General features: G+C 40.4%; 12 protein-coding genes. 9 read left to right on the forward strand and 3 right to left on the reverse strand.

Annotation, left to right across the window (positions count from 1 at the left end; all coding sequences use genetic code 11):
* Positions 1–219: 219 nt before the first annotated feature.
* From BLW16_RS22470 to BLW16_RS22480, 3 genes are read left to right on the forward strand one after another with little or no spacing between them, the layout of a single operon-like run.
* Positions 220–597 (forward strand): plasmid mobilization protein, encoded by a 378-nt coding sequence (locus BLW16_RS22470; RefSeq protein WP_090560135.1) that lies wholly within the window; start codon positions 220–222, stop codon positions 595–597.
* Positions 587–1,570 (forward strand): relaxase/mobilization nuclease domain-containing protein, encoded by a 984-nt coding sequence (locus tag BLW16_RS22475; RefSeq protein ID WP_090560136.1) that lies wholly within the window; start codon positions 587–589, stop codon positions 1,568–1,570. The genes BLW16_RS22470 and BLW16_RS22475 overlap by 11 nt, the downstream gene beginning before the upstream one ends.
* Positions 1,571–1,604: 34 nt before the next feature.
* Complete coding sequence (locus BLW16_RS22480; protein ID WP_090560137.1) at positions 1,605–2,213, forward strand: hypothetical protein; 609 nt, start codon at positions 1,605–1,607, stop codon at positions 2,211–2,213.
* Positions 2,214–2,371: 158 nt separating this feature from the next.
* On the opposite strand, the gene BLW16_RS22485 is transcribed toward BLW16_RS22480, so the two are convergent.
* Complete coding sequence (locus BLW16_RS22485) at positions 2,372–5,788, reverse strand: DEAD/DEAH box helicase (RefSeq protein WP_090560138.1); 3,417 nt, start codon at positions 5,786–5,788, stop codon at positions 2,372–2,374.
* On the reverse strand, positions 5,778–7,271 hold the full coding sequence (locus BLW16_RS22490; RefSeq protein WP_090560139.1) for a HEPN domain-containing protein: 1,494 nt from the start codon (positions 7,269–7,271) through the stop codon (positions 5,778–5,780). The genes BLW16_RS22485 and BLW16_RS22490 overlap by 11 nt, the downstream gene beginning before the upstream one ends.
* A 192-nt stretch (positions 7,272–7,463) precedes the next feature.
* On the opposite strand from BLW16_RS22490, the gene BLW16_RS22495 reads away from it, so the two are divergent.
* From BLW16_RS22495 to BLW16_RS22520, 6 genes are all read left to right on the forward strand, one after another.
* Positions 7,464–7,670: a hypothetical protein gene (locus BLW16_RS22495; protein ID WP_090560140.1), complete on the forward strand. Its 207-nt coding sequence runs from the start codon at positions 7,464–7,466 to the stop codon at positions 7,668–7,670.
* On the forward strand, positions 7,660–7,989 hold the full coding sequence (locus BLW16_RS22500; protein ID WP_090560141.1) for a type II toxin-antitoxin system RelE/ParE family toxin: 330 nt from the start codon (positions 7,660–7,662) through the stop codon (positions 7,987–7,989). The genes BLW16_RS22495 and BLW16_RS22500 overlap by 11 nt, the downstream gene beginning before the upstream one ends.
* Positions 7,990–8,055: 66 nt before the next feature.
* Positions 8,056–8,469, forward strand: coding sequence for a helix-turn-helix domain-containing protein (locus tag BLW16_RS22505; RefSeq protein WP_090560142.1), 414 nt, complete (start codon positions 8,056–8,058; stop codon positions 8,467–8,469).
* A gap of 148 nt (positions 8,470–8,617) precedes the next feature.
* Positions 8,618–9,613, forward strand: coding sequence for a hypothetical protein (locus tag BLW16_RS22510; RefSeq protein ID WP_090560143.1), 996 nt, complete (start codon positions 8,618–8,620; stop codon positions 9,611–9,613).
* A 162-nt stretch (positions 9,614–9,775) separates the two neighbouring features.
* On the forward strand, positions 9,776–10,678 hold the full coding sequence (locus tag BLW16_RS22515) for an AraC family transcriptional regulator (RefSeq protein ID WP_090560144.1): 903 nt from the start codon (positions 9,776–9,778) through the stop codon (positions 10,676–10,678).
* 197 nt (positions 10,679–10,875) lie between these two features.
* Positions 10,876–11,733, forward strand: a complete 858-nt coding sequence (locus BLW16_RS22520) for an alpha/beta hydrolase family protein (RefSeq protein WP_090560145.1) — start codon at positions 10,876–10,878, stop codon at positions 11,731–11,733.
* 430 nt (positions 11,734–12,163) lie between these two features.
* Here BLW16_RS22520 and BLW16_RS22530 read toward each other — a convergent pair whose 3' ends face one another.
* Entirely contained in the window at positions 12,164–13,486 is a 1,323-nt protein-coding gene (locus tag BLW16_RS22530) for a site-specific integrase (protein WP_090560147.1), read from the reverse strand.
* Between the last annotated feature and the right edge of the window lie 42 nt (positions 13,487–13,528).

Genomic DNA, 13,528 nt, shown 5'->3' on the forward strand with positions numbered 1-13,528 from the left:
GTACAATCTTGCTTTGCATACATATAAACGTGCTGCATGTTTGTGTTCGGTACTCATCAATTCATCTTTGGTATTACTCTGCTAAAGTATGAGTTAATGTTTTTGCTATACAAAAACCCGGATTCACCCTGAAGTGATGCCCCGGACTCGCTCCCGTTGGTCGGTTAAAAAAAGGAATTAAGAAAGGATCTACTGAAGATTTGGAAAGGAACACAGCGCATGAAAACAGCGACAACTGGTAGTGAAATAAAGAAAAAAAGAGTACCCGGCAGACCAAAAAAAACGATTAGCCGTAGTGACCTGCTGATGATCCGATTAACCCCGATGGAAAAACAACTGATCGGGCAACGGGCAAAAAATGCGGGGCTGAAACCGAGCGAATGGTTCCGCAGGGCGGCAAAGAATGCAAGGGTTTTCCCCCGCTTTACCCCCGAGGAAAGCGGATGGTTCAGGATGCTATCAGGAATGGCCAATAACCTCAACCAGTTGACACACCTTGCCCACGTGGAAGGCTTGCCTACGCTGGCTTTAAAATGCCAGGCACTGATCATGCAAATAGAAGAACTGTTAACCAAAATCAATAGCCATGATCGGTAAGCCGATCACAGGAAGAAGCTTCGGGGGCTGTGTCCGCTACATCGTGGATAAGCCCGAAGCGAAGATCCTTTTTGCCGAGGGTGTAAGGATGCAGAACGCCACCACGTTAACAAATGATTTTAACCTGCAACGCAAAATGAGGCCGGAACTGGGCAAGGCGGTCGGGCATCTGGTCTTAAGTTGGAGTAAGGAAGATCTGCCCAAACTGACCGATAAGATCATGCTGGAACATGCCAAAGAGTATATGCAGAAGATGGGTATCCGGGATACGCAGTATGTGGTGGTACGTCACCATGATAGATTGCACCCCCATCTACACGTGGTCTATAACCGGGTAGATAACAAAGGGGCTACGATCACCGATAAGAATAATTACGCACGCAATATCAAAGCCTGCAGGGAGCTTACCTTAAAATACGGCTACCATTGGGGCAAGGGCAAAGAGCAGGTCAACAGGCAGGCTTTAAATGGCAAGGAAAAGATCAGGTATGAACTGTATGATGCCATCAAGGCGGCTATGAAAACTTCCAAGAAATGGAAAGAGTTGGAAGCGAAGCTGACCGTACGGGGCATCGGTATCGCCTATAAGTTCAAAAGTGGTACCAAAGAAGTGCAAGGCATCTCTTTTGAAAAGGGCGGGCTGAAAATGAAGGGCTCCGCTATTGATAGGAGTTTAAGCTTTTCCCGTATAAACGCACAGTTGAACCGCAACCAGCAGGTACAGGATTACCATGCAGCAAGGGAGGCACATCAGCCCCCACTGGCGCAGCAGTTGAGAGAGACCATCCGGCAAGACATTCATGCCGAGCATCGGCATAGTCCGAATGCGTCTGGTGTAGTTGAAAACCTGCTGAATATCCTGCTTAGTCCGGAGTTTGTGCCATCGGCACCAGACCCGGTCGGAGACGCAGAAATAGCCCGCAGGAAACGAAAGAAACACGAGGCAGAGCAATCCCAGGGAGTAACCAGATAAATAAACAAACTATTCACAAACAAAATTTAATGTTATGGAACAGGACGAATTAGAAGAAAAAGTAACAATGGCCGAAGAACTCATTTTGGGCTTAGTCAAGCGTATGGAAGTCATTGAAAGCGAACTGCCAGAATTTTTGAAGTCGTTTTTAGAACAGTATAAAGAGACTTTAGCTAACATCTCTGGCCAGATAGAAAAATCCAACAAGCGTTATGACGATCAGAAGATCAGCCAGCAGATCGATCAGGTCAAAGACCTCGTGGGTACCATGCCAAAGGTCATCACCGTAAAAAACGAACATCACCACCATTTTGGGGCATGGTCAAAAAACCTCATCACTGGTGTAGTGGTCTGTTTCCTAATTACGGCCTCATCTGTCGGAACAGCTCTGTACCTGAAACACGAAAACAACCGCATGAGTGCCAATTCCATCAAGTTCCGAGCGATTAGGCAGCTAGCCCCTAAATGGGGACATTGGGCGGATACGACCTACAGCCGTAATCCCAAGGCGATGGAAGAGAACACCGTTAAACTGGAAAACGAAGCTTTGGAAAAGGCTTATGCGGAAGAAGTTGCCAGAGAAAAGGCAGAAGAGGCGAAGCAAGCCAGGAAGCGGCTGGATTCGCTGAAAAAGAAAGATTGAATCAGTTTATCCTAAATGATGAATGTAAGAGGTGCGACTAAATACTAGCTAAGTGAGGACATGAAATAATTTGCCATTCAATAAATAAATAATGAATGGCAAATCAGAGGGGACGATCATTTCAAACCCTTTCCTTTTTTGATAGTAAGACTGTATAACTATCCAAATAATTTGAGCAGGTCATCTTTCCCAAGCGATTTTAATATCCCTTCATCGGTCGGGATCAGTTCACCCGCAAGTTTTCTTTTCTTATCCTGTATCTCCAAAATTTTTTCTTCTAAAGTGTCTTTACAGATCATCCGGTAGGCCATTACATGTTTGTCCTGTCCAATCCGGTAACAGCGGTCAATTGCCTGATTTTCTACAGCAGGATTCCACCATGGGTCTACCAGATAGACATAATCGGCAGCGGTCAGGTTTAGTCCTGTTCCGCCTGCTTTTAGGCTGATCAGAAATACCCTGCAAGCCTCATTTTTCTGAAAGTTGGTTATCGCTTCTTTTCTTTTATTCAATTTGGTTTTTCCATCCAGATAGGCATAAGCTATATCCTGCTGTTCAAGCCCCGAGCTGATTAAGCCCAGCATTCCGGTAAAAGCTGAAAAGATCAGCAGTTTATGGCCTGTTGTTTTCTCCATAATGTGTTCCATCAGTTCGATAATTTTGCAGGAATGGCCATCAAAATCAGGTGCGTCTTTGATTAATACAGGGGAGTTACAAATTTGCCTAAGAGTCATTAAGCCTTTTAATACGTACAGTTTGGAATTTTCCAGTCCGATGGTATCAATCTTATCTGTCAGGTAAGTTTTAAACTCCTTTCGGTACCTGTCATAAATTTTTCGCTGGGCAGGTTCCATTTCGCACCATATGGTCATTTCTGTTTTAGGAGGCAGATCGGTTGCGACCTGTTTTTTGGTACGCCTTAAAATAAAAGGCTTCGTCATTTTTAGTAAAGTTCCAGCCCGCTCTTTATCCTCATTATCTCCCTTGGCTGCAAGGTTATCCTTAAACATTCTTAGGCTTCCGAAAAAACCGGGGTTCACAAAATTCATCAGCGCATACAGATCGGAAGAACTATTTTCAACTGGTGTTCCGGTTAGTGCAAGCCGATTTCGAGCCTCTAAGAGCATCACCATTTTAAACTTTTGTGAAAATGGGTTCTTAATTGCTTGTGCTTCATCCAGGATCACATAATCAAAGCTGATTGTGAGTAAAAATGCAATATCGACAGCAGCCGTACCATAGGAAGTGATGATGAGGTCATACTTCTTTAATTCAGATACATCCTTTTCCCGTTCCGTTCCATGAAAAACCAGCACATTTAGTTCAGGACAAAATTTAGCCGCTTCTTCCTGCCAGTTATACAGCAAAGACGTTGGGGCTAACAGCAGATGTGGAGCTAACGGAAGCGCTTTATTCTTAAGGTATTGAAGCAGGGTGAGCACCTGTAAAGTTTTTCCCAGCCCCATATCATCAGCCAGCAGGCCACCCCATTTTAGGGAATGCAAATGGCACAACCAGCTATAGCCAATTAGCTGATATGGCCGCAGTATAGCATTTAGATGCTCAGGAACGGGTACCAGCGGTATTTTTTCCTGCTCATTGAACAGCTTTTCCCTTTCAGCAATCATTTTAGCCAGATCAGGCCTTTCCACCTTATTGTATAACTGGTCTATTAGCGTATAGTGCTGCCCGGCAAGTTTTAAACCTTTATCGGTCAGTGTGCCACTTCGGAAAACGGTACTTAGCTTTGTAAAAAAATCATCGGGTAAATGCGCAGTCTTTCCATTGGAAAGCATCAACGTATCCGAACGCTTTTTAAGGGCTTTCTGGATTTCTTCCGGGCTTAGTTCAACTTCTCCAAAAGTCACAGATACCCCAATATCGAACCAGCCTTTTTCCTGCTTTATGTTGACATCGATTTCAGGAAGCTGGATATGGAAATCAATACCGATGAGGTTTTCCAGACCAGTAAAAGTAACATCTGGATCATTGAGATTATAGATCGTTCGGGCAAACCAGAGTTCAGTTATGAGGGTATCTTTGGACAGGTAAAAATAGGGCAACGCTTCCTGTTTTTCAAATGCGGGGTGCAGCTCCATAAAAAATGTTTTGAAGGCCAATTCCTCCGCTTTGTTTCGTTGCAACACCTGCACCCGGCCATTTTTAATTTGTAGCAATTCGATGCCACCGGACTGGACAGGAATATCCAATCCTCCCTCGTATACTATCTCCGGAATAAAAGCAACATATTCACCTTGATCCAACGTCCTGATGCGTTTTGATTTTGCAGTAAGCGCCTGCGGCGCTGTTCTTTCATTCAGCTCGAACGCTACTGGATATTTCAATGCCAGTTTGAATAAAATGAGTTGGTTAAATTCTTCAAGGTCATTATCAAGAACGGTAAAAGTTCCCCCGGCTTTAACCAGTTCGCCGATGGCCTGGCCTTCTTCCATGCTAAAAAACTGGTAAAACAAACGGGGTGCATGTTCTAGCGAAAAGAAAAATGGGTCTCCGGCAGGCAATACCTCGCTAATGTCAAAATCGGTTCCGTTTAATTGTGCATTAATTTTAAGCCTGTAATGCCCCGTATGATGGGAAAAGGTAAACCGGAATGATACCGGTTCATCCGATAGCGCAATCGGTCTCATCGTGTTTTTTGGGAGGCTCCCTTTGTAGGCCAGCTTATTGTAAAAGGTATGGTAAAACAATTGATTTTGCGCTTTCAACACTGGCACTATTCTTTTCCAATAGTTAAAAGCGGTATACCGCAAGGCTGTTCTTTCTTCACCGGAAGCATATTTGTATTGCTTGTGTACTGTTTCAAAATTTAAGAGCTGATCAAAATCATGGCTGTAGGAATGTAGTAATTTACCTGCTGAATCCAAGCGCTCCGGTGCAGTTGCAGGATCATAAAAGTTGGCGAAGGATTTTATAGCCGTACCGTCCGCATTCCCTAGTGCCTGGCAGGGGATCAGAAAAGGCACATTTAAATCAGAGTGCGCCGCAATGACATAAGCCACCAGGCCGGAATCTTCTTCATTTGTTTTTACTGGCAATGGGAAAAACGAATGGTATAATATAAAGCGACCAGGCTCTATAGCACTTTCATAGTTATAAATATGGCCGTATTCCGGTTTAGGGACAGCGGTAACACCATAATGGTAATGCGGTTTCAGCGTCAGGTACTTTTCAAAGAAAGCAGTATCGGTATAGGGATATTTTTTAAAACGCTCAAAAAAACCAAATTCCCTTCTTTCAATCATCTTGGTGAATAATTTGGTAACGTGCCAGCAAAGCCGTGTGACTTCAGTTCCGCAGTTACAGGACACCAGGATATAATCTTTGATCATGATGATTTCCTGCTGATGATAATCCCGCCATCCTGAACGAATGGTCAATGTACGGCCTTTAAACCGGGTAATTTCATAGCTACAGTACAGGTAGTTTTCCGCTTCCGGTTCTTCTACGGTGATCAGATCAGCAGGGTGTGGCAAATGTGTCACCTCATCCAGCAGTAATTTGTAAGGGGTTGATGCTTTCCTCTTTGGCGTGTTTTCTGGGTTTTTATTGTTCATCTTGAGCAGTATTTATCAGGCGTTCATAATTGTCCATCCAGTTTGCAAAAGTTTCTTCCTCAATGGCGTGCAGTTCTTTGACCCGGTCAAAAAGAATATCCAGGTCGGCACGTTCGATAGTATATTTCTCATGATACCTGTAACCCAGGTAAGCACCCTCAAATATGGTCAGCAGGCGTTCGTCTTCGGCACTGCCATTATCCAATAGTAAAGATAATTCGGTGGTGAGGCGTAAACTGAATTTCAGCAATGCTTTTATGCTGTGGGTCGTTTTGTCTTGCGTGGTTAGCGATCTGTTTAACGCCCTTAGAGATAGTTCGGCGGCTTGGTGCAGCATGAAGGCCGATAATATCACGTTCTCATTCCGGTAGGTCTGGGCAGCAGTATAAAAGGTTTTGGCTTTGGTAAGTCCGGTAGAAAAGTCTTGTCTGGTCTTTTCTATTTTTTCAGGCCTGCTATCCAGTCGCAATGCTGGCAAAGGCTTGCTACCGTCATCGTATACCAGGCTTTCAGCATTACAGGCCATGGAAAAATAAATATGTCCTTCACTGACCATCTTATGAAAAAAAGAGCTTTTAAATAAGGTACAGCTCAAATGAAGGTGTTTGAGGAACGCGAATTTTACGATAGTCTCTATTTCCTCGAATGTCTGCGGATATTTTTCTGGGATGACCAGGATCAGATCAGCATGGTCTTTACCATCCGGGTCACTTCGATGGTTTAAGCAGTAAATCTTTTCCGGCTCGATAACATCTGCGATAAAGTTGATAACTGCCGGGAAGTTCTTTTCGGTAAACCTCATCAGCGGGATAGGGTTGACCTTGATTGCGGCCTCTTCTTCCTCATCTTCAAATTTGAAATCCCCGGCGTGATGCAATTTAATGTAAGGCAGAGATTTAGTTTCACAGACCAGCCCCATAGCCTCTATCGTTTTCTCTATATATTCCCTGATCAATACCGTTTCATATACTTTTTCATCATAGATGTCATCTAGTTTCACGTCACCTTTTGTACAATACAAAAGAGAATCTAAAATTGCTCTCCAATCGTCTAAACTCTTGAAGTTGAACAACTCTTCTAAAAATATACGCACATCATTTAATTCAGCTCCAGATAACGTCCGAAAGTGCAGCGCCGGAAACGGCTTGTTTTTCAGTTCCGTATACAATTCAAAAGGGTGGTCTGAAAATCGGTAAAGCGGGTGATCGGAATTTAGTTTTAGATCTTCCTTGCTGTCCTTTAGGATGTAAGCCAGTTCCAGTAGCTTGACAAACTGCTGTTGATTATAATAATAGCTTTCCCTTTTGCCGAAATGCTGGTCGGAACAGGCTGTTTTAATCAAGTCGATCATTCCAAAGCGGAAAGATTCAATATGGTTTTCGTCGCAGAAAAAGCACACGATTTGAAAATGCGGATTATTTATATCTTTTTCTTTTAAATAGCGGAAAGAGGTTTTTTCGCTAACGGTTGGTTCTTGTTTCATGTTAGGCTTTAATTAGTTCAAGCCAAAGAACCAAAACCTGCAAAGTCTATATTAATCTTCCAGTCCATTTTTTAGATGATTTGGGGCATATTTTAAACCCTATTTCAGACGAAAATTCAATCCTGATGGTTTGTTTTTATGTTTGAAAAGATATAGTTATCTTTGTGTATTAACCCCTTTTAAACACAGATCATGAAAGTAATACTAGATATTAAGGACAATAAGGCCGCCTTTGTTATGGAGCTTTTGAGCAGCTTGTCTTTTGTTAAAGCAAGGCCTCTTTCTGATGAAAATGCTATTTTGGTTGACGAGATTAAAGAAGCGGTTGAAGACCTTAAACTGGTACGCCAGGGTAAACTTAAAGCCCGCCCTGCAAGGGATTTGATCAATGAGCTATAATGTTTATACCTTACGCCCCTTTGATAAGCAGCTTAAAAGGTTGGTAAAAAAATATCCCTCTTTAAAAAAAGAATATATAGAGCTGATTGATTCTTTAGAGAATAATCCTGAACAGGGCACAGCGATAGGCAACAAGTGTTATAAAATCAGGTTAGCCATTGCCTCAAAAGGAAAGGGCAAATCCGGCGGTGCCAGAGTGATCGCAAATTTGGTTATTGAAGATGACGCTGTTTATTTGCTAACCATTTACGATAAATCTGAAAAGTCTAATTTAACAGATGCGGAACTGGCCGAGCTGTTAAAACAGGTTCCCGAATAAAGAGACAACTAATTTATTTTACCACACAACAGAAGATTTATTACATTTGATTCAAATTAACAATATATGAGTACTACAACTGATCGTCCAAATAAAGTGCATGAAGGCAGAAATGTGAAACGTTTTCGTGAAATGATGGGGATTAAACAGGAAGGGCTTGCCGCTTCTTTGGGCGAGGAATGGAGCCAGAAAAAGATTTCAGTTCTGGAATCCAAAGAAAAAATTGAAGATGCGCTTTTAGCGGAAATTGCTCAGATATTGAAGGTTCCAGAGGAGGCAATCAGGAATTTTGACGAGGAAAGAGCTGTAAATATAATTGCAAACACTTTTCAGGATGATTCAGTTGCATACGCTGAAAATTACAAATGCACATTCAACCCTTTAGATAAACTAATGGAGACGGTAGAAGAAATTAAAAAACTCCATGCAGAAAAAGAAGCACTCTACGAGCGTTTACTGAAAGCACAGGAGAATAAATAAGCATTAGATAAGGATATCTTATTTTAGAAAAGCCATTGCAAAACCGCAATGGCTTTTTATCTAAATAGACTTTCTAAAAATATCGGAAATTGGATTTAGGTAATAAGTCTTAAACTATAGTTAATTTAGCTCATTCTTGAACAACCATATGAAATATAAACCAGCGGAACTAACGTTGCGAGATGACTCCGAGAAAGAACAGCAGCGTACAAGAACTATTTTTGAAGACCTAAGACTTCTGGCGAAAGATAACAAACAACTCTCCGAGCATGAAAAGAACTTTTTATGTACAGGTATTAAATTATCAGCCGTTGATGACGATTCAATTGATAATTATTTAGCATGTGATAATTTTAAGTTCAAGTTTTTATATCTAATTTATTTCCATGACCTCACAGGTGGCGGGCGTTATAGTATGCCGAGTAAATTAGAAATGATTGAAGTTCCCCTCATATTACGGCAACAACAGCTACAGTATCTGAACGACAAATCTACAGAATGGCTCGCCATTATTAACACTCTAAATCATACCGAAGAGTTGCTTAATCAAGTCTCTTTTGAAGCTAGAAACGAATTAAAGTGGCTTGATTCCCAAGAAGAATTTAAAAACGGCTTCATGTTCGGTGGTAGAAACCGTTACAATGCAAAAAGGAAGGCGATTTTACTACAATCAAAATACATTCATTGTATAGCAAAAGAGATTTTTGAAACCGCACCCGTCGAAGAATTTATCTTGGCAATAAACGGTGAGAATCTAGAGTTTAACGAATTCAGTTTAGTGCATATATTGAACCGACATTATGCCGAAATGGTAAAGCAATATTCTGTTGGAAAATCCTTTCATACGGAGGATTTTTATCCAAGAATGCTACATACGCAACTGGCTGATATTTTTAAGGAAGTTGATAATTCCGGTGTATTGAAAAATGCGGATTTAAAAAGAATTGCATTTAAATTTTCCGGTTCTGATTATATAGTTTATACTGAATTAAAAACTAAACAGGTCAAAGGTGTTGGTAATGTGCAATTTAGAAGAATACAAACTTTCTATCCAGTGAATGAGAAAGCAGTTGTAGATGAATTGAGATCAGATTACGTATTAATTCAGCTTAATAATGATTTAGCTGTTTATACTAAAAAATAGACGCAAGAAATATAAGATCATCTACTTCGTGGCTTGGAAACCATTTATATCACTTTTAGGAATTTGACAGGAAAAGATAATAAATGATCATAGAATCCACTTTATTTATTTAATTATATATTTATGTTGTGACAATTTTACCATACACCTAAAAGGCAAAAAATGCAAGAAGAATATATCAAAAGAATAAGTAAGATTTTAACATTCATAGACGAAAATTTAGACACTGATCTCTCGTTACAGACTATTTCAAAAATGGCCTTTTATTCTCCGTTTCACCTACATAGACTTTTTAAGGCAATTACAAATGAAACTTTGAGCTCATATGTTACCCGAAAACGAATTGAGCGGACTGCAATGATGCTAATACATGATAAAGAATTTAGTATAGCTGAAATCTCTGGTAAATACGGCTTTAAAAACGACTCTACATTTTCCAGGACATTTAAAAAAATATATGGGCAAAGTCCAACGGAATTTCGTAGATCAAACCTGGGCAATTTTAGCAAGATTAGTAAAGTGCATAGCAATAATGGTAAAGCTAATTACATAACCGAAGAATACCTTTGTAACATTGATAGTCTTAAAAACTGGCTGAAAATAAATGCGAAAGTTAAAATTACAGAAATGCCAAAAAAGAATTTGGCGTATGTTACTCAAATTGGGACAAATGGGATTGAGGGTTCTTTTCAGCGGATTGTCAAATGGGCGACACCCAGGGAGTTACTTACAAGAAGTGATAGTAATATATGCAGGGTTTTTCATGACAGTTTTAAAATAACAGATGGAGACAAAATAAGAATGAGTATAGGCATCCTTACAAGCCATGAAATAAAGGTAGATGGATATGTTGAATTAACCACAATGGAAAGGGGGAAAAGTATTGTTGGAAATTTCGTTATTGAACCAAAAGAATTTGAAAAATCTTGGAACAGTTTATTTATTTGGATGAACGAAAATGGTTACAAAAAAGCAGAGAGATATCCGTATGAAATTTTCCACAACAACTTTAACGAACATCCTGAAAATAAATGTATCGTAGATTTGCATATTCCAATTGCATAATACAATATCATATATATCCATTAGCGTTAGTTTTTAGCCTGAGGCTTAAAGTAAAACCCAGCATCAATAATTATATTGTAATTGCTGACTAAGCTAAATTAGTGCGTTTTAATGTTCGAACATCATCACCATATTCGACATCTCAGTCAGTGGCATGGACATTTACAAGGATAACAATAAAAAACAATATTTAAAATATGAAAGATTTTTTTGTAGGTAGCAGACAATTGATCGTTAGAGATGAAATGAAAAACATTTCATTTCCTGTTTTAGTACAATACCCGACTAATGAGGAATCACGCCCCATTGCATTTGGGCCTTATGTGATGAATGTAAGTCCTGATGCGGAAATTATAGAAGAGCAATTTCCACTTGTAATTATTTCACACGGTAATGGAGGCTCAAATCTCTTATACAGGACAATCAGCACACATCTAGCAAACAATGGCTACATTGTTGCAATGCTCGAACATTACGGCAATAACCGTAATAATAATACATTAGAGAGCACAACCGAAAACCTTGTAAACCGGCCTAGGCACGTGAGTTTGACAATTGATTTTTTACTTTCCGACAATTCGTTTAGCAGAAATATCGCGCGGAAAAAAATTGCGGTTATAGGGCATTCAATGGGTGGTTATACTGCTCTGGCATTGGCAGGCGGAGTTCCAAGAACAAGGGAAGGGCTTGTGGTTGAAGTTGCATCAGATTCCAGAATCAAAGCCATTGTATTACTTGCACCGGGAACTGGATGGTTTATGAACTCATTGAACAGAGTAACACTTCCAATTCTTATGCTCACCGCTGAACACGATCCCGTTACTCCGAAATGGAACGGTGAGATTGTTCTAAACTATATAACAGACAAATCAAAATTGACTTTCAAAGAGATCGAAAATGCAGGGCACTTTTCATTTTTGAGTCCCTTTCCAGCTACAATGAAAAATCCAAATTTTCTTCCTTCAACTGATCCAATGGGATTTGACAGAGAAAAATTTCATGAACAACTTCCAATCGATATACTTGACTTTTTAAACAAGAATCTAAATGGATAATCTCCAATTTTTAAAAATTGGAGATTATCCAAATATTGGTATGCTGTACACCATCAGCTAATTCTTCACTTTGCACAATATCCAGTTTAATATATCAAGGATAACGACAGGCAGTACGATTTCAAGGTTTTCCTTGATAATCTTATCATACTGGCAGGCCTATTTCCTGTTTTTTTGTTTGGACATAGTTCACAAATCTAATTAATATTGGTCTTTTGGTATACCCCCCCACACATTTGCGGCCTGCGGAGCCCCTGCGCTCATTTTGCCATTACTGCTCCCACTCTGGGCATTTACGGAGTCGTTGACCTTGGTTTCCTGCCATTGTACACTGGCTTTGCGGTATACAATAGGTACCGTTGTCCCTAATTTAAAAACCACGCATCGCAGTTGCAATCCGTGGCCTTGTCTCTAGTTGATATAACCTGTTTTAGGAAGCCTCTTCCATGACGGGGGTAACAATATATCTTTCCCTGATTAATGCAATGTCTGCGCTTATTTTCGATTCTGTGACTTGATGGGCTTTGGCATGTTGGGTATTAAATTTTCCCATGAGTGGTGCCATATCTTCACTTACTTTTGTATCCAGTACCTTAGCATATAGTTGTGTCGTGCGTACATTGGTATGTCCAAGCATTTTAGACACGCTTTCGATGGGTACGCCATTCAATAAAGTTACCGTAGTCCCAAAAGTCCGTTTGGCTATCCTGTTACCCAACGTTTTATTAACGCCTGAAAGCGCCGCAATTTCAACCAAATATTCGTTCATCTTTTGATTGCTCGAAATTGGTAAAGCCCTGTTGTTATGGAGGCAATATGGGTGATCTTTGTACTTATCAAGTATGCTTGCCGCTATTGGCAGCAGGGGTATTGCTGCCCTTGTATCTGTTTTTTTCCGGTAGGTAAATATCCAACGTTCTCCATCTACCCCAATACCAATGTCTGCAAGTTTAAGTTTTTGAACATCCGCATAGGAAAGTCCGGTATAACAACTGAACAGAAAAAAGTCACGTACCTGCGATAACCTTGCGGTAGTGAACTGCTTTTCAGTAATCTTCTGCAATTCATCAGCAGTCAGAAATTCCCGATGCACAGGTTTAGATTTTAGCGTATGGCCAAAGAAGGGATCAGTGCTGATCCATTTATATCTGCGGCAGATGCTAACGATCTTTTTGAGATTTTTAATGTGTTTGTTTGCGGTATTGGTGTCGTTTTCCTTCACCGTATGCAGGTAGAAGTCAAAGCCGTCAATAAACTCGTGGTCTATGCGTTTTACGTTAAAGTCCGCTCTTCCATATTTAGCGGTAACATAATCCGCTACATGCCTTTCCAGCACCTCAAATCTTCTAAGAGTTCCGGGTGCATATTCTTCTTTATCCACCAATGCCTTCATCTTGGTATTGTGGAGTTTTATGGCTTCCAGTATGGTGTGTGCCTTTTCTTCTTTGCCAAGGAATTTGCATTTTATACTATCTGCCGTTATTTCGGCTCCGTCCACACTTAGCTGGCTATGTGCTGCATAAACTTCCGCTTTCATATTTTCCAGATAGGCATTCAAAGTTTTAACTTCTTCCTTTGTGCCGATGACTTTTCCGGCTTTTGCATTCCACCGCTCCGGCTCGCAATTTCTGCTTGTTGACATTTCCGCACGAATCCCGTCCACCGTAATTCTTAAAAAGATAAAGTAAACAGCCCCTTTTGTGTAGTTCTTTGGCCTTTTCAAAAAGAAAAGCACGCTAAAATTAGTTTTCATAACGATAACATTAAGGTTAAACAAAAATAGCTTTGCAGTTTC

The organism is Pedobacter hartonius, assembly GCF_900107535.1.
Classification (GTDB): Bacteria; Bacteroidota; Bacteroidia; order Sphingobacteriales; family Sphingobacteriaceae; genus Pedobacter; species Pedobacter hartonius.